Here is a 21,320-nt window from a genome sequence, read left to right as displayed (position 1 = left end):
CGATGCTGACGCTGCACACCGCCGAACTCCTCGTCCCCGGCGCCGGGGCCGCCCCGCTGCCGGGCGGCGCGGTCCTCGTCGAGGGCGACCGGATCGCCCGTACCGGGCCGTACGAGGAGGTCTCCGCGGCCTCCCCGCACGCCCGGGTCCGGCGCTGGCCCGGGGTGCTCACCCCGGGGCTGCTGGTGCGCGGCGCGGACGAGCTGCTGGAGCGGACGTACTACCCGGACGACCCGTACGAGGTCGCCGAGCTGGGCGCGGACCCGGTCAGCGGCGCGGAGGCGCTGGAGGCGCTGAGGATGACCGAGCCGCGCTGGGGGCACAGCGCCCGGCGCGGTACGCAGCGGCTGCTGGCGCGCGGGGTGGTCGCGGTGTGCGGGCGCTTCACCGTCGGGGCGGTGCGTACGGCGGTGTCCCGTTCGGGCCTGACGATCCTGCCGCCCGCGCCCTACGAGGGGCGGCCCGCGCTGGATCCGTTCGCGGGGCGGGGGGCGGCGGCCGAGGCGTTCCACGGGGCCCTGGAGGCGGGGGCGCTCGCGCGCTTCGCGGTGTTCGCGGCGGCGGACGAGGCGGAGCTGCTGGAGCGGGGGTCGGCCACCTGCGTGGCGACGGTCATCGGGGGACGGCTGCTGCACCGCCGGCGCTGAGGCCGGGCCCCGCGGCGGGGTCCGGGGCGCCGGGTCCCGGGGCGCCGGGTCTCCCGGTGCACGCCCTGGTGCTCTCGCGGGCGAGGGCGGCCAGCAGGCATGCCTGGAGGCGGCTGATCCCGCCCAGTTTGGCCCGTATGTTCACGACGTGGAACTTCACCGTGCTGACGGACAGCTGGAGTTCCCCCGCGAGCTCCCGGTTGGAGGCCCCGGTGGCCAGGCACAGGAACACCGCGGACTCCTGCTCGGTCAGCAGCGTCTCGGCCGGCCGGCCCTCGCGGGGCCCCGGCACCCCCGGCACCCCGGGCGGCTCCTCGTAGGAGGGGAACCACGCAGGGACGCTGAAGCTGACGACGCGCACGGTTTCCACTCCTCGATGCCCCCCGGCCGGCCCCTGCGGAGGCCGCCCTTTCCCTAGAGGACGGGTGGACCGGACAGATAGGTTCCGTCGGCGTCGTACGGCCAGGCGTTGGAGGTGCAGCCGAGCAGTCCCTTGATCTGCTGCATCATCGCCGGAGCGGGCTTGCCCGGACCGGGGCAGGTCTCGTGGCCGCGGCCGATCTCGTGCCCGACCTCGTGGTTGACGATCAGCGCCCGGTACTCCTCGGGGGTGCCGCTGAACTGCGGCGAACCCTCCTTCCAGCGCTTGAGGTTCACCACCACGGTGTGCCCGGCCCGGCAGTTGGTCTCGCCGATCAGCTCGGGGGTGACGACCTCGCACAGCCGGTCGGTGGTCGCGGGCGTGGCGATCTTCACGGTGAAGTCCACCGGCTGGCCGGCGCCGACCAGCTGGAATCCGTACGCCGGGTCCCTGGTCCAGCCGCGCGGGTCCCCGAGGATCTTCTCCACCGAGCGGGCGGCCGCCTCGGGGTCGACCCCGCTGCCCTCCTCCACCTCGATCCGCCAGCGCCGGGCGGGCCCCTTGCCCTGCGGGGAGCCGGCCGAGGCGGACGCCGTGAACACCCCGGGCCGCGCGGGCGTCGGGGAGGTCCCGGCGGAGTGCGTGGGGGAGGCCGAGGGGTGGTGCGAGGCGGCGGACTTCTGCGCCTCGGGGGACTTCGCCCCGCCCTGCGGTACGGGATCGGCCGCGGCGGCCTCGCCCTCCCCGGCCGAGGGCTCCGGCGAGGCGGTGTTGCGGGCCCTGGCGGAGGTGGCCGAGTCCTCCGCCGGGATCAGCGCGTAGGCGCCGGCCGAGGCGGCGACCAGCGCGGCCGAGCCGAGGAGGACGGTGCGCCGCAGCCGTCTGCGCCGCTCGGCCCGGCGTCTGGCGCGCGGGCCGCTGCCGCGGGAACGACCGGTGGAATGGCCTGCCGGCATCGGGAACCCTCTGTTCGCGGCGGCCACTGCCGGACCTGCCACGACGCGGGTGCCGATCCGGAGGGTGACCCTCACCGGGCCGCACCCTGGCAGTCAACGCGCGTCATACGGCCGCCCGTAACTGTCCTTCGGAACAGTTCTACGCTCCGGTACGGCTCCGCCACGGCGTGGCACCGCGGAGCCCGGAGCGGACCGGGCCGCGGGGCCTGAGAGGATGGGGACGTATCCGCCGATCCGCATCGCAACCCGAGGGGCGAACGCCAGTGACAAGGGCTTCCCTGGACAAGCAGCCGCATGAAGTCGCCTCCATGTTCGACAGGGTCGCGGCCAACTACGACCTGACCAACGACGTGCTCTCCCTCGGCCAGGACCGGGTGTGGCGCAAGGAGGTCGCCAAGGCGGTCGGCGCACGCCCCGGGCAGAAGGTCCTCGACCTGGCCGCCGGTACGGCGACCTCCTCGCTGCCCTTCGCCGCGACCGGGGCGTACGTCGTCCCCTGCGACTTCTCCCTCGGCATGCTCCGGGAGGGCAAGAAGCGCAACTCCTGGCTGCCGCTGACGGCCGGCGACGCGACGAGGCTGCCGTTCCGGGACGACGTCTTCGACACGGTGACGATCTCCTTCGGCCTGCGCAACGTCCAGGACACCGACGCGGCCCTGCGCGAGCTGTACCGGGTGACCAAGCCCGGCGGGCAGGTCGTGATCTGCGAGTTCTCGCAGCCGACGTGGGCCCCCTTCCGGACCGTCTACACCGAGTACCTGATGCGCGCGCTGCCGCCGGTGGCCCGCGCGGTGTCCTCCAACCCCGACGCGTACGTGTACCTCGCCGAGTCCATCCGCGAGTGGCCCGACCAGCCCGCGCTGGCCGCGCTGCTCCAGAAGGCCGGCTGGTCCCGGGTGGCCTGGCGCAACCTGAGCGGCGGCATCGTCGCGCTGCACCGGGGCATCAAGGACTGACGGCGGTGCCTGACGTCGCTCCCCCGGACTACGGGCCCCTGCTCCAGCGGATCGCGGCCGACATCGCCCCGCTGATCGGCAGCGGCACCCCCGCCGAGTACATCCCGGCGCTCGCGGCGGTGGACCGGCGTCAGTTCGGCATGGCCGTCGCCGATCTCGACGGCAATGTCTTCGGGGTGGGGGACTGGCGGGTCCCCTTCTCCGTGCAGTCGATCACCAAGGTGTTCGCGCTCGCCCTGGCGCTGGCCGAGGGCGGCGACAGCCTGTGGGAGCGGGTCGGCCGGGAGCCCTCCGGCAACCCGTTCAACTCGCTCGTACAGCTGGAGTACGAGAACGGCATCCCGCGCAATCCGTTCATCAACGCGGGCGCCCTGGTGGTCACCGACCGGCTCCAGACGCTGACCGGTGACGCGAGCAGCGAACTGCTGGAGTTCCTGCGGCAGGAGAGCCAGAACCCGGACATCGGCTTCGACGCCGAGGTGGCCGCCTCCGAGCAGGAGCACGGCGACCGCAACGCGGCCGTGGCCCACTTCATGGCCTCCTACGGCAATATCGACAACCCGGTGCCCGCCCTGCTGGAGCACTACTTCTGGCAGTGCTCCATCGAGATGACCTGCGCCGACCTGGCCCGCGCCGGGCGCTTCCTCGCGCGGCACGGGATACGGGCGGACGGCTCGCGGCTGCTGACCCGCAGCGAGGCCAAGCAGATCAACGCCGTGATGCTGACCTGCGGGACGTACGACGCGGCGGGCGAGTTCGCCTACCGCGTCGGGCTGCCCGGCAAGAGCGGCGTCGGCGGCGGCATCGTGGCCGTCGTACCGGGCCTGTGCACCCTGGCCGTGTGGAGCCCCGGGCTGGACGCCCGGGGCAACTCGGTGGCGGGTGTGGCCGCCCTGGACCGCTTCACGACCCTGACGGGCCTCAGCGTCTTCTGAGCCGCGGCCCCGCGGAGCCGGCCCGCGGGGGTCAGCGGGGGCCGAGGTCCAGCCCGTAGCGCAGGCCCGGGTTGCCGCGCGGGGAGGTGAACTCCTCGGCCAGGGTCATGCCGAGGCGCTCCGCCACCGCCACCGAACGCGCGTTCCGGGCATCGATCATCGCCACCACGTGCGGGACCCCGGCCGCCCGGACCCGTTCCAGCGTGGCCAGCGCCGCCGCGTGCGCGTAGCCGCGGCCCCAGGCGGAGCGGGCCAGCCGCCAGCCGATCTCGATCTCCCCGACGGGGCCCCAGTCCTCCCGCGGCCACGGCTGGGCCCCGGTGAAGCCGATGACCGCGCCCTCCTCGTCCAGCAGGGTCCACAGGCAGTAGCCGAGCCGGGCGTCGTGCAGCCGCTGCCGCGCGGTGAACTCCTCGTACAGGGACAGCTCCGCCCGGCCGCCCAGGAACTCCATCACGTCCGGGTCGTCGAAGGCCCGGTGCCAGGCGTGGGCGTCCTCGTCCGTCGGTACGCGCAACTGCGCGGCGGGGAGCGGCCGGGTCGGCGAGATGGTCATCGGGGCACCCTTCGGATCGCGATCTCTCTCGCTGCATAGACTGCACATGTCCGGTGCCGCCTGGCACCCTATATCGAGCCTTCGGGAGACCCCGCAGTGACCGAGCTCCTTTCCGAACACTCCGCGGACGTGATCGTCGTCGGGGCCGGGCCTGCCGGCTCGACCACCGCGTACTACCTCGCCAAGGCCGGATTGGACGTCCTGCTCCTGGAGAAGACGGCGTTCCCCCGCGAGAAGGTCTGCGGCGACGGGCTGACCCCGCGCGCCACCAAGCAGCTGGTGGCGATGGGTATCGACATCTCCGAAGAGGCCGGCTGGCTCCGCAACAAGGGCCTGCGGATCATCGGCGGCGGGCAGCGGCTCCAGCTGGACTGGCCGGAACTGGCCTCCTACCCGGACTACGGACTCGTCCGCAAGCGCGACGACTTCGACGAGACCCTGGCCCGCCAGGCGCAGAAGGCCGGCGCCCGGCTGTACGAGCGCTGCACGGTCGGCGAGCCCCTGCGGGACGCCCGTACCGGCCGGATCACCGGCGTGCAGGCCAAGCTGGGCGAGGAGAAGACCCCGGTCACCTTCCACGCCCCGCTGGTGGTCGCCGCCGACGGCAACTCCTCGCGGCTGTCGCTGGCGATGGGCCTGCACCGGCGCGAGGACCGGCCGATGGGCGTCGCCGTGCGGACGTACTTCACCTCGCCGCGCCACGACGACGACTACCTGGAGTCGTGGCTGGAGCTGTGGGACCGGCGCGGCACCGAGGACCGGCTGCTGCCCGGCTACGGCTGGATCTTCGGCATGGGCGACGGCACCTCCAACGTCGGCCTCGGCATCCTCAACTCCTCCTCCGCCTTCAAGGAGCTGGACTGGCGCGAGGTCCTCAAGGCGTGGTGCGCCTCGATGCCGGAGGACTGGGGCTACACCCCGGAGAACATGACGCAGCCGATCCGCGGCGCGGCCCTGCCGATGGCCTTCAACCGGCAGCCGCACTACACCAAGGGCCTGCTGCTGGTCGGTGACGCGGGCGGGCTCGTCAACCCGTTCAACGGCGAGGGCATCGCCTACGCGATGGAGTCCGGGCAGATCGCGGCGGACGTCATCGTGCAGGCGCAGGCCCGCTCCACCCCGGCCCAGCGCGAGCTGGCCCTGCACAACTACCCGAAGGTGCTCAAGGAGACCTACGGCGGCTACTACACGCTGGGCCGCGCCTTCGTGAAGCTGATCGGCAACCCGAAGGTCATGAAGGTGGCCACGCAGCGCGGTCTGACGCACCCGGTGCTGATGAAGTTCACGCTCAAGATGCTGGCCAACCTGACCGACCCGACGGGCGGCGACGCGATGGACCGCATCATCAACGGCCTCTCGAAGGTGGCCCCCCGAGCGTGATCATTCAAAGCCGGGTCGCTTGTCGTGCAGTCGAGCGGCCCGGCTCGCGGCGCCTGGCCGTCACACGTTGACGATCTTCACCTTCGGCGCACCGGGAAGCTCCTCGGCTGCCTTGCACAGCGCTGGGATGTGTGACTTGTCAGAGGTGACGAGCAGCACCGGGGGCGGGCAGAGCGCGGCCGTGGCCACCACAAGTGCGTCCACGAGGCATTCGTGCCCGTCAAGGCCCGAGGCGTCCAGCAGCTTCGCTGCGGCGTCCGTCACCGCGTCGTTGACCGGTTTCACATCGAACCGGGAAAGCAGGAACTGGAGTCGCTTGGCGGCCTCCCCGGTTCGACGTACCTCCAGGGGAGTCAGCGCGGACAGTGCCACGCGTCGGCCGCTCTGCTGGGCGACCTCGATGCGCGCACGCATCCCCTCGTCGCCGTCGACGTACAGTGAAAGCCCCTGGGCGTCCAGGACGAGCGTACCCTCGCTCCTGGCCTTGATCTTGAGGCGTTTGCTTACCACTCCTGCTCCGCCTGCCGCCGGGCTTCGGCGGAGACCGGGCCGAACGCCTTGCGGTCGGCGCTCACGACCTCGCGGAGCTTCTGGGCGGCGAGCCATTCCTCCAGGGCTTCGGCCACAACGGAAGAGAATCCGTTCTTGCCGGTGCGCTCCTCGACTTCCTTGATCAGCGACTGGGCGAGCGACACGGATCTCTTACCGGCCCGCTCGGCGGCCTGGGGTGCTACGTGACTGCTCATGCATAAAACGTAGCACCGTCGGTAGGAAACTTCCCGTCCGACGGCTGCCTCGGTGCCACCGAGGGCCTGACGGCCTGCACCGCAGGTCGTGGCGCGGCCCCGGAGGTCCGGGCCCCGCGGGAGATCAGTCCCGCGGGCCGGTGCCGGGGTCGTCGGTGTGTACGGCGCGGACGCAGCGGGTCAGGAGGGTGAGGCCGGTCAGGAGGAGGGCCGCCGACAGGGTCCAGCCGGCGCCGAGCACCCAGGCGTTGCCGGGTTTCTGCCAGGGGCGCACGGTGGTCAGCAGCCAGCCGCCGACGGCGAGGAGCGCGAGCCCGAGGGCGGCCCGGACGGCGGTCGGGTCGCCGGCGCCGTGGGGCTCGTACGGCGGTGTGCCCAAGGGAACCGCTACCTCCAGGATCGGGACGCCCGGCGGACGTGCGCCGCCCATCCTCTCAGGGCCCGGCCCGGGGAAACGACTGCGGGGCCGGTACTCCGCCCCCGAGCGGGGGAGTACCGGCCCTCGGCCGTGCTGCCGGCCGCGGCCTGAGCGGGGCTCAGGAGGCGGGCTCAGAGGACGCGGACGGCGCCCGTCGGCTTGTCGTAGCTCAGGGAGCGCTCGACGATGCCGGTGCTGGGGTTCTGCGCGCCGACGAACTTGCCGCCGCCGACGTAGACGGCCACGTGGTAGGCGTTGCCCTTGGAGCCCCAGTACAGGATGTCGCCGGGCTGGAGGGCGCTCAGAGACACGGAGGTGCCGGCCGAGGACTGCGCCTGGGACATGCGCGGCAGGGAGATGCCGGCCTGGCGGTAGGCGGCCTGGACGAGACCGGAGCAGTCGAAGGAGGACGGGCCGGTGCCGCCCATGACGTACGCCTTGCCGACCTGCGCGCGGGCGAAGTTGACGATGGCGGCGGCCGAACCGGTGGCCGGCGCGGTGACGGTGCCCGTGCCCTGCGGGGCCTTGGCGGAACCGGAGCCGGAACCGGAGTCGGAGGCGGAGGCGGTCCTGAGCGTGGTGCGCTCGGAGTCGCGGGCGGCGCGCTCGGCCTCGGCCTTGCGGTCCGCCTCCTCCTTCGCCTTCTTCTCGGCGGCCTTCTGGGCCTCTTCCTTGGCCTGCTTGGCCTCGGCGGCGGCGCCGGTACGGGCGCTCTCCTCCTGGGCGGTCAGTTCGCCCTCGACGGCCGCCAGTCGGGTGTTCTCGGCGGCCGTGGTGACGGCGGAGGAGACCTCGGCGGCCAGGTCCATGTTCAGGACCGGCATTTCCAGGGTCGACTCGGTCTTGGGCTCGGCGGGGGACGCGCTCGCCGTGCCGGCCATGGCCAGGGTGCTGAGGACGCCACCGGCAACTCCGGCGCGGACCGCGAGCTTCGAGGCGCTGCGGCGGGGCTTCCGGTGGCTGGGTATGTGAGCGGTGTGGGACATGAGGACAACCGCTATCAGGGCGCGAGGGTTCCCTTCAAGAAACGTGGGCTGCGCCACAGTTGCGTCCGAATGGCGCGAACCGGGCGCGCTTCGCTTCTTATTGACGCCGTAACGGGCTAAACGGACACACCATCACAAGGCTGTGATCATGGGGTTTCAGAATTAAGTCCGAATTGATCCACGGACTACCACCCCGCCGTACAGATGGCCAAGCCCTCTTTCGGAAGGCCGGATTCGGAGTGGCGCAGGTCACAGGAACATCACGCGTCCTGGACGCTGTGGCCCGCCCGTGACCTTCCTGTGAAGAGCCCGGGAGGGTTCGTGAACGGATGCACGTGCGCGCGGGCCGCCCTCCCCGCGCCTGCCCGGCGTCCACCTCCGTACACACGGCCTCCCCCGACCGGGCGACCCCGATCCCCTTATCGCCATGTCCCCGTCGATGCAAATTTGCCTGCACCCGCCACCGTTTGATAGGGCGACCCGCCTTCCACCTGCGAAAACGGGCCCGAATGTCACCTTTGGTGATCATGCGGATGCTTCGCGTACGTAGATCACCACTCATCGGGCTTCATGATCGTTCGTCAGGTGGCGGAGATCACAAACCCGGTGCTGTTACCCGTGTCGCAGATCACAGACGAGCGGGCATAAGATGCGCAGCAGTCCGGCTTGTGAACTGCCTCACATGTACACGATCTTCGCGAGGCGGGGCACGCCCCCGGCCCACCGCTGGGAGGGCTCCCCGGCCGGCAGCGGTCCAACGGTCAAGGACGACTGGAAGGAGCGAGGAGCGTGAATGCGTACGCGCCCATCCTCGTGCTCGGCGCCCTCGGCGCAGGGTTTGCGATCTTCTCCGTGGTCATGGCCACGCTGATCGGCCCAAAACGCTACAACCGGGCAAAGCTCGACGCCTACGAGTGCGGCATCGAACCGACCCCGATGCCGGCCGGCGGCGGCCGCTTCCCCATCAAGTACTACCTGACGGCGATGCTCTTCATCGTCTTCGACATCGAGGTTGTCTTCCTCTACCCCTGGGCCGTCACCTTCGACTCCCTGGGGATCTTCGGGCTCGTCGAGATGCTGCTCTTCGTGCTCACCGTCTTCGTCGCCTACGCCTACGTCTGGCGCCGCGGCGGCCTGGAATGGGACTGAGGGGCTGAATTCCCATGGGACTGGAAGAGAAGCTGCCGAGCGGCTTCCTGCTGACCACCGTCGAACAGGCCGCGGGATGGGTGCGCAAGTCGTCCGTCTTCCCGGCCACGTTCGGCCTCGCCTGCTGCGCCATCGAGATGATGACGACGGGAGCCGGCCGCTACGACCTCGCCCGCTTCGGCATGGAGGTCTTCCGCGGATCCCCGCGCCAGGCCGACCTGATGATCGTCGCGGGCCGGGTCAGCCAGAAGATGGCGCCGGTGCTGCGGCAGGTGTACGACCAGATGCCCGCTCCCAAGTGGGTGATCTCGATGGGGGTCTGCGCCTCCTCGGGCGGCATGTTCAACAACTACGCGATCGTCCAGGGCGTCGACCACGTCGTCCCGGTGGACATCTACCTCCCCGGCTGCCCGCCCCGCCCCGAGATGCTGATGGACGCGATCCTCAAGCTCCACCAGAAGATCCAGGGCGGAAAGCTCGGCGTGAACCGGGAAGAGGCGGCGCGCGAAGCGGAAGAGGCGGCCCTCAGGGCCCTCCCCACCATTGAGATGAAGGGGCTGCTCCGGTGAGCGAGACCCACGAGCCGCACGACGGCGCCGCCGCCGAGGACAACGCCGCCGAGGGCGGTCTGCCCGCCCCCCGCGCCCAGGGCCCCGAGGTGATCGGCGTCCGCAAGGGCATGTTCGGCGCCCGCAACGGAGGCGACACGAGCGGTTACGGCGGCCTCGTCCGCACCGTGGCCCTGCCCGGCGCGAGCGCCCGTCCGTACGGCTCCTACTTCGACGAGGTGGCCGACGAACTCGAAGGCGCCTTGGAGGAGCAGGACCTGCTGCCCGCCAACGCCATCGAGAAGACGGTCGTCGACCGGGGCGAGCTCACCTTCCACATCGCCCGCGAGCACCTGGTCCGCGTCGCCCGCACCCTGCGCGACGACCCCGCCCTGCGCTTCGAGCTGTGCACCGGCGTCTCCGGGGTGCACTTCCCCCACGACAAGGGCCGCGAGCTGCACGCCGTCTACCACCTGCGCTCGCTCACGCACGGCCGGATCCTGCGCCTGGAGGTCTCGGTCCCCGACGGCGACCCGCACGTCCCCTCGCTCGTCGCCGTCTACCCGACCAACGACTGGCACGAGCGCGAGACCTACGACTTCTTCGGCCTGGTCTTCGACGGGCACCCGGCCCTCACCCGGATCATGATGCCGGACGACTGGCAGGGCTTCCCGCAGCGCAAGGACTACCCCCTCGGCGGCATCCCCGTCGAGTACAAGGGCGCCCAGATCCCGGCTCCCGACCAGCGGAGGTCGTACAGCTGATGTCCACGTCACACCACGCGTCCTCCCGCGAGACCACCGAGGGCACCGTCTACACCGTCACCGGCGGCGACTGGGACGAGATCGTCCAGTCCGCCGCCAAGGCCGACGACGAGCGGATCGTCGTCAACATGGGCCCCCAGCACCCCTCCACCCACGGCGTGCTGCGGCTGATCCTGGAGATCGACGGCGAGACGGTCACCGAGGCCCGCTGCGGCATCGGCTACCTGCACACCGGCATCGAGAAGAACCTCGAATTCCGGAACTGGACGCAGGGCACCACCTTCGTCACGCGCATGGACTACCTGACGCCCTTCTTCAACGAGGCGGCCTACTGCCTCGGCGTCGAGAAGCTGCTCGGCATCACCGAGCAGATCCCCGACCGCGCCACCGTGATCCGCGTCCTGCTGATGGAGCTCAACCGGCTCTCCTCCCACCTGGTGTGCATCGCCACCGGCGGCATGGAGCTGGGCGCCACCACGATCATGATCTACGGCTTCCGCGACCGCGAGCTGATCCTCGACCTGTACGAGCTGATCACCGGCCTGCGCATGAACCACGCGTACATCCGCCCCGGCGGCCTCGCGCAGGACCTGCCCCCGGGCGCCGTGGACCAGCTGCGCGAGTTCGTGAAGACCATGAAGAAGAACCTGCCGGAGTACGACAAGCTCGCCACCGGCAACCCCATCTTCAAGGCCCGCATGCAGGACGTCGGCTACCTCGACCTCGCCGGCTGCATGGCCCTCGGCGCCACCGGCCCGATCCTGCGCTCCGCCGGACTGCCGCACGACCTGCGCAAGTCGGACCCATACTGCGGCTACGAGACCTACGAGTTCGACGTACCGACCACCGAGACCTGCGACTCCTACGGGCGCTTCCTGATCCGCCTGGAGGAGATGCGCCAGTCGCTGCGGATCGTCGAGCAGTGCCTGGAGCGCCTGGAGCCGGGCCCGGTGATGGTCGCCGACAAGAAGATCGCCTGGCCGGCGCAGCTCGCCATGGGCCCCGACGGCCTCGGCAACTCGCTCGACCACATCAGGAACATCATGGGCACCTCCATGGAAGCCCTCATCCACCACTTCAAGCTGGTGACCGAGGGCTTCCGGGTGCCGGCCGGCCAGGCGTACGCGGCCGTCGAGTCCCCCAAGGGCGAGCTCGGCGTCCACCTCGTCTCCGACGGCGGCACCCGCCCCTACCGGGTCCACTTCCGCGACCCGTCCTTCACCAACCTGCAGGCCATGGCCGCGATGTGCGAGGGCGGCCAGGTCGCCGACGTCATCGTCGCCGTCGCCTCCATCGACCCCGTGATGGGAGGCGTCGACCGATGACCGCCAGTTCTCGGAGCCAGGGGGTCTCGCTGGGCATGCCCCAGCTGCCCGCCCCGGACTTCCCGGCGGAGGTGCGCGAGCGCCTCGCGGCGGACGCGCGGGAGGTCGTCGCCCGCTATCCCGACAGCCGCTCCGCGCTGCTGCCTCTGCTGCACCTGTGCCAGGCGGAGGAGGGGTACGTCTCCAAGACCGGCATCCGCTTCTGCGCCGAGACCCTGGGGCTGACCACCGCCGAGGTCACCGCCGTCGCGACCTTCTACACGATGTACCGGCGCAAGCCCTCCGGCGACTACCAGGTCGGCGTCTGCACCAACACCCTGTGCGCGGTCATGGGCGGCGACGCCATCTTCGACGAGCTCAAGGAGCACCTCGGCGTCGGCAACAACGAGACCACCGCCGACGGCAAGGTCACGCTGGAGCACATCGAGTGCAACGCGGCCTGCGACTACGCCCCCGTGGTGATGGTGAACTGGGAGTTCTTCGACAACCAGACCCCCGCCTCCGCCAAGGCCATGGTCGACGACCTGCTCGCCGGCCGCGAGGTCGCCCCGACCCGGGGCGCGCCGCTGTGCACGTACAAGGAGACCGCCCGGATCCTGGCCGGCTTCCCCGACGAGCGCCCGGGAGCCGTCGAGGCCACCGGCGGAGCCGGGCCCGCCTCCCTGATCGGCCTGCGCATCGCCCGCGGCGAGGCCCCGCACACCCCGATCGTGCACCCGCGCGGCGAGACCACCACCGAGGGAGGGGAGTGATGAGCGTGTCGGCCAAGGAAAGCCAGGGGGGCACCTCCCGGCCGGAGACCGGCGGGGGCACGAGCCCGGAGAAGCTGCTGGCGCCCGTCCTGTCCGCTTTCTGGGACGAGCCGCACTCCTGGACGCTGGAGACCTACCGCCGCCACGGCGGGTACGAGGGCCTGCGCAAGGCACTGGAGATGACCCCGGACGAGGTGATCGCCTACGTCAAGGAATCGGGTCTGCGCGGACGCGGCGGCGCGGGCTTCCCCACCGGGATGAAATGGCAGTTCATCCCGCAGGGCGACGGCAAGCCGCACTACCTCGTCGTGAACGCGGACGAGTCCGAGCCGGGCACCTGCAAGGACATCCCGCTCCTCTTCGCCAACCCGCACTCCCTCATCGAGGGAATGATCATCGCCTGCTACGCGATCCGCTCGCAGCACGCCTTCATCTACCTGCGCGGCGAGGTCGTACCGGTCCTGCGGCGCCTGCACGAGGCGGTGCGCGAGGCGTACGCGGCCGGATACCTCGGCAAGGACGTCCTGGGCAGCGGCATCGACCTCGACATCACGGTGCACGCGGGCGCGGGCGCGTACATCTGCGGCGAGGAGACGGCACTGCTCGACTCCCTCGAAGGCCGGCGCGGTCAGCCCCGGCTGCGTCCTCCCTTCCCTGCCGTCGAGGGGCTCTACGCGTGCCCCACTGTCGTCAACAACGTCGAGTCCATCGCCTCGGTTCCCGCGATCCTGCACCAGGGCAAGGACTGGTTCACCTCGATGGGGACCGAGAAGTCCCCCGGCTTCACCCTCTACTCCCTCTCCGGGCACGTCTCCGGCCCCGGGCAGTACGAGGCCCCCCTCGGCATCACCCTGCGCCAGCTCCTCGACATGAGCGGCGGCATGCGGCCCGGGCACCGGCTCAAGTTCTGGACCCCCGGCGGCTCCTCCACCCCCATGTTCACCGACGAGCACCTCGACGTCCCGCTCGACTACGAGGGCGTCGGCGCCGCCGGCTCGATGCTCGGCACCAAGGCGCTCCAGTGCTTCGACGAGACCACCTGCGTGGTCCGCGCGGTGACCCGCTGGACGGAGTTCTACGCCCACGAGTCCTGCGGCAAGTGCACCCCCTGTCGCGAGGGCACCTACTGGCTGGTCCAGCTGCTGCGCGACATCGAGGCCGGCAAGGGCGTCATGTCCGACCTCGACAAGCTGAACGACATCGCCGACAACATCAACGGCAAGTCCTTCTGCGCACTGGGCGACGGCGCGGCCAGCCCGATCTTCTCCTCGCTGAAGTACTTCCGCGAGGAGTACGAGCAGCACATCACGGGCAAGGGCTGCCCCTTCGACCCCAGCAAGTCGACCCTCTGGGCCGACACGGAGGTGAACGCATGACCGTCACCACTACGTCCGCCTCCGGGGGCGGGGCGGCCCTCCCGCCGGAGGACCTGATCTCGCTCACCATCGACGGGGTCCCGCTCTCGGTGCCCAAGGGCACCCTCGTCATCCGGGCCGCCGAACAGCTCGGCATCGAGATCCCCCGGTTCTGCGACCACCCCCTGCTCTCCCCGGCCGGCGCCTGCCGCCAGTGCATCGTCGAGGTCGAGGGCCAGCGCAAGCCGATGGCCTCCTGCACCATCACCTGCACCGACGGCATGGTCGTCAAGACCCAGCTCACCTCCCCGGTCGCCGACAAGGCCCAGCGCGGGGTGATGGAGCTGCTGCTCATCAACCACCCGCTGGACTGCCCCGTCTGCGACAAGGGCGGCGAGTGCCCCCTGCAGAACCAGGCGATGTCCCACGGCAACGCCGAATCCCGCTTCGAGGGCAGGAAGCGCACCTACGAGAAGCCCGTACCGATCTCCACCCAGGTGCTGCTGGACCGCGAGCGGTGCGTGCTCTGCGCCCGCTGCACCCGCTTCTCCAACGAGATCGCCGGCGACCCGATGATCGAACTGCTCGAACGCGGCGCGCTCCAGCAGGTCGGCACCGGCGAGGACGACCCCTTCGAGTCGTACTTCTCCGGCAACACCATCCAGATCTGCCCGGTCGGCGCCCTCACCTCGGCCGCCTACCGCTTCCGCTCCCGCCCCTTCGACCTGGTCTCCTCCCCGAGCGTCTGCGAGCACTGCGCCGGCGGCTGCGCCACCCGCACCGACCACCGCCGCGGCAAGGTCCTGCGCCGGCTGGCCGCCGAGGACCCCGAGGTCAATGAGGAGTGGATCTGCGACAAGGGCCGCTTCGGGTTCCGCTACGCCCAGCGCCCCGACCGGCTCACCACCCCGCTCGTGCGCGGCGCGAACGGGACCCTGGAGCCGGCGAGCTGGCCCGAGGCCCTGGAGGCCGCGGCCGCCGGGCTCGCCGCCGCGCGCGGCCGGGCCGGGGTGCTCACCGGAGGCCGGCTCACGGTCGAGGACGCCTACGCGTACGCCAAGTTCGCCCGGGTGGTGCTCGACACCAACGACATCGACTTCCGGGCCCGCGTGCACAGCGCGGAGGAGGCCGAGTTCCTGGCCGCCACCGTGGCCGGCACCGGCAAGGACCTCGACGGCGAGGGGGTCACGTACACCTCGCTGGAGGCGGCCCCCGCCGTCCTGCTCGCCGGCATCGAGGCGGAGGAGGAGGCCCCCGGGGTCTTCCTGCGGCTGCGCAAGGCCCACCGCAGGCGGGGTCAGCGGACCTTCGCCCTCGCCCCCTTCGCCACCCGCGGCCTGGACAAGGCCGGCGGCACCCTGCTCGCCGCCGCCCCCGGCACCGAGCCCGAATGGCTCGACGCGCTGGCCACCCGCACCGGCCTGGAGGCCGGCGGCGCCGAGGCCGCGGAGGCGCTGCGCGCCCCCGGCGCCGTGATCGTCGTCGGCGAACGGCTCGCCGGGGTGCCCGGCGCCCTCACCGCGGCGGTGCGCACCGCCGCCGCGACCGGGGCCCGGCTGGTGTGGATCCCGCGCCGGGCCGGCGAGCGGGCCGCCGTCGAGGCGGGCGCGCTGCCGTCCCTGCTGCCGGGCGGCCGTCCGGCCACCGACCCGCGGGCCCGCGACGAGGTCGCCGCCGCCTGGGGCCTGGACGAGCTCCCGCACCGCTACGGCCGCGACACCGGCCAGATCGTCGAGGCCGCCGCCACCGGCGAGCTGGCGGCGCTGCTCGTCGCGGGCGTCGAGGTCACCGACCTGCCGGACCCGGCGCGGGCCCGGACCGCGCTGCGGGAAGCCTTCGTGGTCTCCCTGGAACTGCGGCCCGGCGAGGTCACCGACCACGCCGACGTGGTGTTCCCCGTCGCCGCCGTCGCCGAGAAGGCCGGCGCCTTCCTCAACTGGGAAGGCCGGGTCCGGCCCTTCGAGGCCGCCCTCAAGCCCGACCAGATGACCCGGCGGCTCGCCCCCGCCGACGCCCGCGTGCTGCACATGCTCGCGGACGCCGCCGACCGGCCGCTCGCCCTGCCCGACGTGCACGCCGTACGCCGGGAGCTGGAGCGGCTCGGCCCCTGGGAGGGTGGGCTCGCCGCCGAGGCGGCCGCCGGCACCGTGCCGCCGCCGCGCCCCGGCGCCGGGGAGGCCGTGCTCGCCGGCCACCGCCTGCTGCTCGACCTGGGCCGGCTCCAGGAGGGCGACGAGGCCCTGGCCGGGACCCGGCACGAGGCGAGCGCCCGGCTCTCGGCCGCCACGGCCGCCGAGACGGGCGTCAAGGACGGCGACCTCCTCGCGGTCACCGGCCCGGCCGGCTCCGTGGAACTCCCGCTCCGGATCACCGACATGCCCGACCGCGTGGTCTGGCTCCCGCTCAACTCCACCGGCTCCGGCGTGCTCGCCGACGCCGGGGCCCGGCCGGGCACCCTCGTACGCATCGGCCCGGCGACCCCGGCCGCCGCCGGCGACACCACCGCGGAGGTGGACGCGTGAACACCGTTCAACTCGCTGCCGAGGACCTCTCCCTGTTCGGGCGGGACGTCTGGTGGCTCGTCGTCATCAAGGCGGTGTTCTGCTTCGCCTTCCTGATGGTGACCGTGCTCTTCTCCATCGTCTGGGAGCGCAAGGTCGTCGCCTGGATGCAGCTGCGCATCGGCCCCAACCGGCACGGCCCCTGGGGCATGCTCCAGTCGCTCGCCGACGGCGTGAAGCTGATGCTCAAGGAAGACATCGTCGTCAAGCGCGCCGACAAGGTGGTCTACGTCCTGGCGCCCGTCATCGCGGCGATCCCGGCCTTCATGGCCATCGCGGTGATCCCCTTCGGGCCGCCCGGCGACGAGGTCTCCATCTTCGGCCAGCGCACCACGATGCAGCTGACCGACCTGCCCATCGCGATGCTCTACATCCTCGCGGTGGCCTCGGTCGGCATCTACGGCATCGTGCTCGCGGGCTGGTCCTCCGGCTCGACGTATCCGCTCCTCGGCGGTCTGCGCTCCTGCGCGCAGATGATCTCGTACGAGATCGCGATGGGCGCGGCCTTCGCCTCGGTCTTCCTCTACTCCGGGTCGATGTCGACCTCCGCGATCGTGGAGGCGCAGGCGGACCGCTGGTACATCGTGCTCCTGCCGGTGTCCTTCATCATCTACGTGATCACGATGGTCGGCGAGACCAACCGCGCCCCCTTCGACATGCCGGAGTCCGAGGGCGACCTGGTCGGCGGCTTCAACACCGAGTACTCCTCCATCAAGTTCGCGCTGTTCATGCTGGCCGAGTACGTCAACATGGTCACCGTCTCGGCGGTCTCCGTGACCCTCTTCCTCGGCGGCTGGCGGGCCCCCTACCCGATCAGCACCTTCTGGGAGGGCGCGAACCACGGCTGGTGGCCGCTGCTCTGGTTCGTCATCAAGGTCCAGCTGCTGCTGTTCTTCTTCATCTGGCTGCGCGGCACGCTGCCGCGCGTGCGCTACGACCAGCTGATGAAGCTCGGCTGGAAGGTCCTCATCCCGGTCTCCGTGGTGTGGCTGATGCTCGTCGCCACCGTCCGGGCCCTGCGCAACGAGGCGTACGACTTCAGCGAGATCGCCCTCTACGTCGGCGGCGCCGTCATCGCGATCCTCCTGCTCTCCTTCGTCGCCGACGTCTTCCGCGACAAGCGGGAGAAGGCCACCGCGGAGCAGGCCGGCCAGGCCGCGGGGGCCGAGCCCTTCGACCCGCTGGCGGGCGGTTTCCCCGTGCCGCCGAAGCCCGGCCAGCACCTGGCACCCGTACCGCGCAGGCGTCCCCGCGGTGAGCGGGAGCTGATTGTCAGTGGCGGGGCGAATACTGAGAGTGACCGAGAGGAGGGTGCTGAGAATGTCTGACGAGAAGTGGCAGAACCCGGTGGCCGGTTTCGGCGTGACCTTCAAGGCCATGTTCAAGAAGCGCCTCACCGAGCAGTACCCGGAACAGCAGAAGACCACCGCCCCGCGCTTCCACGGACGCCACCAGCTCAACCGGCACCCCGACGGTCTGGAGAAGTGCATCGGGTGCGAACTGTGCGCCTGGGCCTGTCCCGCCGACGCCATCTATGTGGAGGGCGCGGACAACACCGAGGAGGAGCGCTACTCCCCGGGCGAGCGGTACGGCCGGGTCTACCAGATCAACTACGCCCGCTGCATCCTGTGCGGTCTCTGCGTCGAGGCGTGCCCCACCCGGGCGCTGACCATGACGAACGAGTTCGAACTGGCCGACTCCAGCCGCGAGTCGCTGATCTACACCAAGGACCAGCTGCTCGCCGGGCTCACCGAGGGCATGGTCGAGGCCCCGCACTCGGTCTTCCCCGGCACGGACGAACAGGACTACTACCGCGGGCTGGTGACGGGCGCCGCCCCGGGCACGGTCCGGCAGGTGGCGGTCTCCAAGGGGGAGGAGCCGGCCCCGGCCGGCGACGGGACCGCGGAGGTGGGAGCATGAGCACCGTCGCCGCGACCGTCACCTCCACCGGCGAGGCCGTGCAGTTCTGGGTCCTCGGCACCGTCGCCGTCATCGGCGCGCTGGCCACGATCCTGATGAAGAAGGCCGTGCACAGCGCCCTCAGCCTCGCCGGGACGATGATCATCCTGGCCGTGTTCTACCTCGCGAACGGGGCGTACTTCCTGGGCGTCGTCCAGGTCATCGTCTACACCGGCGCGATCATGATGCTGTTCCTCTTCGTGGTCATGCTCGTCGGCGTCACCGCCGCCGACTCCTTGAAGGAGACCATCAAGGGCCAGCGCTGGCTGGCCGCCCTCTGCGGGCTCGGCTTCGGCACCCTGCTGATCGGCGGCATCGGCAACGCCGGGATCAGCCACTTCAACGGCCTCGGCAAGGTCAACTCCGCCGGGCACGTCGAGGGCCTGGCCCAGCTGATCTTCACCAAGTACGTCTTCGCCTTCGAGATCACCGGCGCACTGCTGATCACCGCCGCCGTCGGCGCGATGGTCCTCACCCACCGCGAGCGCACCGAACGGGCCGCCACCCAGCGCGAACTGGCCGAGCGCCGCGTCCGCGAGGGCGTCCAGCTCCCGCCGCTGCCCGCGCCCGGCGTCTACGCCCGGCACAACGCGGTGGACGTCCCCGGCCTGCTGCCGGACGGCACCCCCTCCGAGCTGACGGTCAGCGGGACGCTGCGCGCCCGCGGCCAGATCCGGGACGTGTCCGGCGAGGCGCTGAACGACCTCAAGGCGCTGGAGCGGCGTTCCGCGGAGCGTCTCGGCCGCGAGGAGGCGGCGAAGTGAATCCGGTCAACTACCTCTATCTGGCGGCCCTGCTCTTCACCATCGGCGCCGTCGGAGTGCTCATCCGCAAGAACGCGATCGTGCTGTTCATGTGCGTGGAGCTGATGCTCAACGCCTGCAATCTCGCCTTCGTCGCCTTCTCCCGGATGCACGGCAACCTCGACGGCCAGATCATCGCCTTCTTCACGATGGTCGTCGCCGCCGCGGAGGTCGTGGTCGGCCTGGCGATCATCGTGTCGCTGTTCCGTACCCGCCACTCGGCCTCGGTCGACGACGCCAGCCTGATGAAGCTGTAAGGGGTCGCTGTGCAGAACCTGATCGCGCTGCTGATCGCGGCGCCCCTGCTCGGAGCGGTGGTGCTGCTCTGCGGCGGCCGCCGCCTCGACAAGGCCGGCCACTGGATCGGCACCCTGCTCGCGGCCGTCTCCTTCGGCATCGGCGTGGCCCTGTTCGCGGACATGCTGGGCCGGCCCGCCGAGGAGCGGACCCTCACGCAGACGCTGTACACCTGGATCCCCGTCGAGGGCTTCCAGGCGGACATGGCCTTCCAGCTCGACCAGCTGTCGATGACGTTCGTCCTGCTGATCTCCGGGGTGGGCACGCTCATCCACGTGTACTCGATCGGGTACATGGAGCACGACGAGCGCCGCCGCCGCTTCTTCGGCTACCTCAACCTGTTCGTCGCGGCCATGCTGCTGCTGGTCCTCGCCGACAACTACCTGCTGCTGTACTTCGGCTGGGAGGGCGTGGGCCTCGCCTCCTACCTCCTGATCGGCTTCTGGCAGCACAAGCCCAGCGCGGCCACCGCCGCCAAGAAGGCGTTCCTGGTCAACCGCGTCGGTGACATCGGCCTCTCGATCGCGATCATGCTGATGTTCACCACCTTCGGCACCTTCGCCTTCGGGCCGGTGTTCGGCGCCGCGGGCGAGGCGTCGGAGGGCACGCTCACCGCCATCGGCCTGATGCTGCTCCTGGCCGCCTGCGGCAAGTCCGCCCAGGTGCCGCTGCAGTCCTGGCTCGGGGACGCGATGGAGGGCCCGACCCCGGTCTCGGCCCTGATCCACGCGGCGACGATGGTCACCGCCGGTGTCTACCTGATCGTCCGCTCGGCCGCCGTGTTCAACGCGGCGCCCGACGCCCAGCTGGTGGTCACCGTGGTGGGCGCGGTCACGCTGCTCTTCGGTGCGATCGTCGGTTGCGCGAAGGACGACATCAAGAAGGCCCTGGCCGGCTCGACCATGTCGCAGATCGGCTACATGATCCTCGCGGCCGGCCTCGGCCCGATCGGCTACGTCTTCGCGATCATGCACCTGGTGACGCACGGCTTCTTCAAGGCCGGCCTCTTCCTCGGCGCCGGTTCCGTGATGCACGGGATGAACGACGAGGTCGACATGCGCAAGTACGGGGGCCTGCGCACGTACATGCCGGTCACCTTCGTCACCTTCGGCCTCGGCTACCTGGCCATCATCGGCTTCCCGGGCCTGTCCGGCTTCTTCTCCAAGGACATGATCATCGAGGCGGCCTTCGCCAAGGGCGGCACCGAGGGCTGGATCCTCGGCGGGGTCACCCTGCTGGGCGCGGGCATCACCGCCTTCTACATGACCCGCGTCATGCTCCTCACCTTCTTCGGGGAGAAGCGCTGGCAGCCCGACGCCGAGGGACACGCGCCGCATCCGCACGAGTCCCCGAAGTCCATGACCGTCCCGATGGTGATCCTCGCCTTCGGATCGGTCTTCGCCGGCGGCTTCTTCGAGATCGGTGAGCGCTTCCTGAAGTGGCTGGAGCCCGTCACCGGATACTCCCACGGGAACCCGCCCGTCAGCGCCCTCACCGTCACCGCCGCCACCATGGTGATGCTCCTCGCCGGCGTCGGCATCGCCTGGGCGATGTACGGCAAGCGGCCCGTCCCGGTGGTCGCCCCGCGCGGCTCCCTCCTCACCCGGGCGGCCCGCCGGGACCTCTACCAGGACGACTTCAACCACGTCGTGCTGGTGCGCGGCGGGGAACACCTCACCCGCTCCCTCGTGTACGTCGACCACAGCCTGGTCGACGGCGTGGTGAACGGGACGGCCGCCTCGGTCGGCGGCCTCTCGGGCCGCCTGCGCAGGCTGCAGAACGGCTACGCCCGCAGCTACGCGGTCTCGATGTTCGGGGGCACGGCGATCCTCATCGCCGCGACCCTGCTGATGAGGGCGGTGTGAC

Annotated in this window: 23 protein-coding genes; 16 read left to right on the top strand and 7 right to left on the bottom strand. The window is 71.2% G+C overall.

Annotated elements, in window-relative coordinates; all coding sequences use genetic code 11:
• Positions 1 to 2 precede the first annotated feature (2 nt).
• A complete protein-coding gene (locus tag ABZ873_RS10530) occupies positions 3 to 647 on the top strand; it encodes a hypothetical protein (protein WP_360868236.1) in 645 nt (214 codons plus the stop codon).
• On the opposite strand, the gene ABZ873_RS10525 is transcribed toward ABZ873_RS10530, so the two are convergent.
• Together ABZ873_RS10525 and ABZ873_RS10520 are read right to left on the bottom strand one after the other, a co-directional pair.
• Positions 613 to 1,008, bottom strand: a complete 396-nt coding sequence (locus ABZ873_RS10525) for a helix-turn-helix transcriptional regulator (protein ID WP_360868233.1) — start codon at positions 1,006 to 1,008, stop codon at positions 613 to 615. The two genes, ABZ873_RS10530 and ABZ873_RS10525, sit on opposite strands and share 35 nt — an antisense overlap.
• A gap of 53 nt (positions 1,009 to 1,061) precedes the next feature.
• A complete protein-coding gene (locus tag ABZ873_RS10520) occupies positions 1,062 to 1,964 on the bottom strand; it encodes a DUF3152 domain-containing protein (protein ID WP_360868230.1) in 903 nt (300 codons plus the stop codon).
• Between the two features lie 263 nt (positions 1,965 to 2,227).
• Between ABZ873_RS10520 and ABZ873_RS10515 the strand changes: the two genes are divergently transcribed.
• Together ABZ873_RS10515 and ABZ873_RS10510 are read left to right on the top strand one after the other, a co-directional pair.
• The gene (locus ABZ873_RS10515) at positions 2,228 to 2,920 is read left to right on the top strand and encodes a demethylmenaquinone methyltransferase (RefSeq protein WP_360868227.1); all 693 of its coding nucleotides are present in this window, start codon (positions 2,228 to 2,230) and stop codon (positions 2,918 to 2,920) included.
• Between the two features lie 5 nt (positions 2,921 to 2,925).
• The gene (locus ABZ873_RS10510) at positions 2,926 to 3,855 is read left to right on the top strand and encodes a glutaminase (protein ID WP_360868225.1); all 930 of its coding nucleotides are present in this window, start codon (positions 2,926 to 2,928) and stop codon (positions 3,853 to 3,855) included.
• A gap of 31 nt (positions 3,856 to 3,886) precedes the next feature.
• Here the strand turns inward: ABZ873_RS10510 and ABZ873_RS10505 are convergent, their stop codons facing one another.
• Positions 3,887 to 4,411: a GNAT family N-acetyltransferase gene (locus tag ABZ873_RS10505; RefSeq protein ID WP_360868222.1), complete on the bottom strand. Its 525-nt coding sequence runs from the start codon at positions 4,409 to 4,411 to the stop codon at positions 3,887 to 3,889.
• Between the two features lie 96 nt (positions 4,412 to 4,507).
• On the opposite strand from ABZ873_RS10505, the gene ABZ873_RS10500 reads away from it, so the two are divergent.
• Positions 4,508 to 5,791, top strand: a complete 1,284-nt coding sequence (locus ABZ873_RS10500; protein ID WP_360868220.1) for a geranylgeranyl reductase family protein — start codon at positions 4,508 to 4,510, stop codon at positions 5,789 to 5,791.
• Between the two features lie 60 nt (positions 5,792 to 5,851).
• On the opposite strand, the gene ABZ873_RS10495 is transcribed toward ABZ873_RS10500, so the two are convergent.
• From ABZ873_RS10495 to ABZ873_RS10480, 4 genes are all read right to left on the bottom strand, one after another.
• Positions 5,852 to 6,301 (bottom strand): DNA-binding protein, encoded by a 450-nt coding sequence (locus ABZ873_RS10495; RefSeq protein ID WP_360868217.1) that lies wholly within the window; start codon positions 6,299 to 6,301, stop codon positions 5,852 to 5,854.
• Positions 6,295 to 6,537 carry a hypothetical protein gene (locus ABZ873_RS10490; protein ID WP_360868214.1) on the bottom strand — a complete coding sequence of 81 codons (243 nt, stop codon included), beginning with the start codon at positions 6,535 to 6,537 and terminating at the stop codon, positions 6,295 to 6,297. Before ABZ873_RS10490 ends, ABZ873_RS10495 begins: the two co-directional genes overlap by 7 nt.
• Before the next feature lie 124 nt (positions 6,538 to 6,661).
• Entirely contained in the window at positions 6,662 to 6,916 is a 255-nt protein-coding gene (locus ABZ873_RS10485) for a hypothetical protein (protein WP_360868211.1), read from the bottom strand.
• Positions 6,917 to 7,086: 170 nt separating this feature from the next.
• Positions 7,087 to 7,941, bottom strand: a complete 855-nt coding sequence (locus tag ABZ873_RS10480; protein ID WP_360868208.1) for an NlpC/P60 family protein — start codon at positions 7,939 to 7,941, stop codon at positions 7,087 to 7,089.
• A 789-nt stretch (positions 7,942 to 8,730) separates the two neighbouring features.
• Between ABZ873_RS10480 and ABZ873_RS10475 the strand changes: the two genes are divergently transcribed.
• The 12 genes from ABZ873_RS10475 to nuoL are packed head-to-tail and all read left to right on the top strand — an operon-like array spanning position 8,731 to position 21,319.
• A complete protein-coding gene (locus tag ABZ873_RS10475) occupies positions 8,731 to 9,090 on the top strand; it encodes an NADH-quinone oxidoreductase subunit A (protein ID WP_030653431.1) in 360 nt (119 codons plus the stop codon).
• Positions 9,091 to 9,104: 14 nt separating this feature from the next.
• Positions 9,105 to 9,659: an NADH-quinone oxidoreductase subunit B family protein gene (locus ABZ873_RS10470; RefSeq protein ID WP_360868204.1), complete on the top strand. Its 555-nt coding sequence runs from the start codon at positions 9,105 to 9,107 to the stop codon at positions 9,657 to 9,659.
• Positions 9,656 to 10,402 (top strand): NADH-quinone oxidoreductase subunit C, encoded by a 747-nt coding sequence (locus ABZ873_RS10465; protein ID WP_360868201.1) that lies wholly within the window; start codon positions 9,656 to 9,658, stop codon positions 10,400 to 10,402. Before ABZ873_RS10470 ends, ABZ873_RS10465 begins: the two co-directional genes overlap by 4 nt.
• Positions 10,402 to 11,727: an NADH-quinone oxidoreductase subunit D gene (locus ABZ873_RS10460; protein WP_360868198.1), complete on the top strand. Its 1,326-nt coding sequence runs from the start codon at positions 10,402 to 10,404 to the stop codon at positions 11,725 to 11,727. Before ABZ873_RS10465 ends, ABZ873_RS10460 begins: the two co-directional genes overlap by 1 nt.
• Complete coding sequence (gene nuoE, locus ABZ873_RS10455) at positions 11,724 to 12,479, top strand: NADH-quinone oxidoreductase subunit NuoE (RefSeq protein ID WP_360868195.1); 756 nt, start codon at positions 11,724 to 11,726, stop codon at positions 12,477 to 12,479. Before ABZ873_RS10460 ends, nuoE begins: the two co-directional genes overlap by 4 nt.
• Positions 12,479 to 13,855: an NADH-quinone oxidoreductase subunit NuoF gene (gene nuoF, locus ABZ873_RS10450; protein WP_360868192.1), complete on the top strand. Its 1,377-nt coding sequence runs from the start codon at positions 12,479 to 12,481 to the stop codon at positions 13,853 to 13,855. Before nuoE ends, nuoF begins: the two co-directional genes overlap by 1 nt.
• Entirely contained in the window at positions 13,852 to 16,356 is a 2,505-nt protein-coding gene (locus tag ABZ873_RS10445; RefSeq protein ID WP_360868189.1) for an NADH-quinone oxidoreductase subunit G, read from the top strand. Before nuoF ends, ABZ873_RS10445 begins: the two co-directional genes overlap by 4 nt.
• Complete coding sequence (gene nuoH / locus ABZ873_RS10440; protein ID WP_360868186.1) at positions 16,353 to 17,723, top strand: NADH-quinone oxidoreductase subunit NuoH; 1,371 nt, start codon at positions 16,353 to 16,355, stop codon at positions 17,721 to 17,723. Before ABZ873_RS10445 ends, nuoH begins: the two co-directional genes overlap by 4 nt.
• A complete protein-coding gene (gene nuoI / locus ABZ873_RS10435) occupies positions 17,716 to 18,315 on the top strand; it encodes an NADH-quinone oxidoreductase subunit NuoI (RefSeq protein ID WP_360868183.1) in 600 nt (199 codons plus the stop codon). The genes nuoH and nuoI overlap by 8 nt, the downstream gene beginning before the upstream one ends.
• On the top strand, positions 18,312 to 19,118 hold the full coding sequence (locus ABZ873_RS10430) for an NADH-quinone oxidoreductase subunit J (RefSeq protein WP_360868180.1): 807 nt from the start codon (positions 18,312 to 18,314) through the stop codon (positions 19,116 to 19,118). The genes nuoI and ABZ873_RS10430 overlap by 4 nt, the downstream gene beginning before the upstream one ends.
• A complete protein-coding gene (gene nuoK / locus ABZ873_RS10425) occupies positions 19,115 to 19,414 on the top strand; it encodes an NADH-quinone oxidoreductase subunit NuoK (RefSeq protein WP_030016652.1) in 300 nt (99 codons plus the stop codon). The genes ABZ873_RS10430 and nuoK overlap by 4 nt, the downstream gene beginning before the upstream one ends.
• Positions 19,415 to 19,423: 9 nt before the next feature.
• Positions 19,424 to 21,319 (top strand): NADH-quinone oxidoreductase subunit L, encoded by a 1,896-nt coding sequence (gene nuoL / locus ABZ873_RS10420; protein ID WP_360868177.1) that lies wholly within the window; start codon positions 19,424 to 19,426, stop codon positions 21,317 to 21,319.
• Position 21,320 lies beyond the last annotated feature (1 nt).

This window comes from Streptomyces sp. NPDC047014 (assembly GCF_040644195.1).
In the GTDB taxonomy this organism is placed as follows: domain Bacteria; phylum Actinomycetota; class Actinomycetes; order Streptomycetales; family Streptomycetaceae; genus Streptomyces.
Note: the sequence above shows the minus strand (reverse complement) of the source record. Positions and strands in the feature narration are given on the sequence as shown.

What these genes read in the sequence shown, in the direction of transcription:
- ABZ873_RS10480 (WP_360868208.1), bottom strand. Translation starts at nt 7,941, where the DNA reads ATGTCCCACACCGCTCACATACCCAGCCACCGGAAGCCCCGCCGCAGC.
- nuoI (WP_360868183.1), top strand. Translation starts at nt 17,716, where the DNA reads ATGTCTGACGAGAAGTGGCAGAACCCGGTGGCCGGTTTCGGCGTGACC.
- ABZ873_RS10505 (WP_360868222.1), bottom strand. Translation starts at nt 4,411, where the DNA reads ATGACCATCTCGCCGACCCGGCCGCTCCCCGCCGCGCAGTTGCGCGTA.
- ABZ873_RS10530 (WP_360868236.1), top strand. Translation starts at nt 3, where the DNA reads ATGCTGACGCTGCACACCGCCGAACTCCTCGTCCCCGGCGCCGGGGCC.
- ABZ873_RS10470 (WP_360868204.1), top strand. Translation starts at nt 9,105, where the DNA reads ATGGGACTGGAAGAGAAGCTGCCGAGCGGCTTCCTGCTGACCACCGTC.
- ABZ873_RS10490 (WP_360868214.1), bottom strand. Translation starts at nt 6,537, where the DNA reads ATGAGCAGTCACGTAGCACCCCAGGCCGCCGAGCGGGCCGGTAAGAGA.
- nuoF (WP_360868192.1), top strand. Translation starts at nt 12,479, where the DNA reads ATGAGCGTGTCGGCCAAGGAAAGCCAGGGGGGCACCTCCCGGCCGGAG.
- ABZ873_RS10445 (WP_360868189.1), top strand. Translation starts at nt 13,852, where the DNA reads ATGACCGTCACCACTACGTCCGCCTCCGGGGGCGGGGCGGCCCTCCCG.
- nuoE (WP_360868195.1), top strand. Translation starts at nt 11,724, where the DNA reads ATGACCGCCAGTTCTCGGAGCCAGGGGGTCTCGCTGGGCATGCCCCAG.
- ABZ873_RS10520 (WP_360868230.1), bottom strand. Translation starts at nt 1,964, where the DNA reads ATGCCGGCAGGCCATTCCACCGGTCGTTCCCGCGGCAGCGGCCCGCGC.
- ABZ873_RS10430 (WP_360868180.1), top strand. Translation starts at nt 18,312, where the DNA reads ATGAGCACCGTCGCCGCGACCGTCACCTCCACCGGCGAGGCCGTGCAG.
- ABZ873_RS10460 (WP_360868198.1), top strand. Translation starts at nt 10,402, where the DNA reads ATGTCCACGTCACACCACGCGTCCTCCCGCGAGACCACCGAGGGCACC.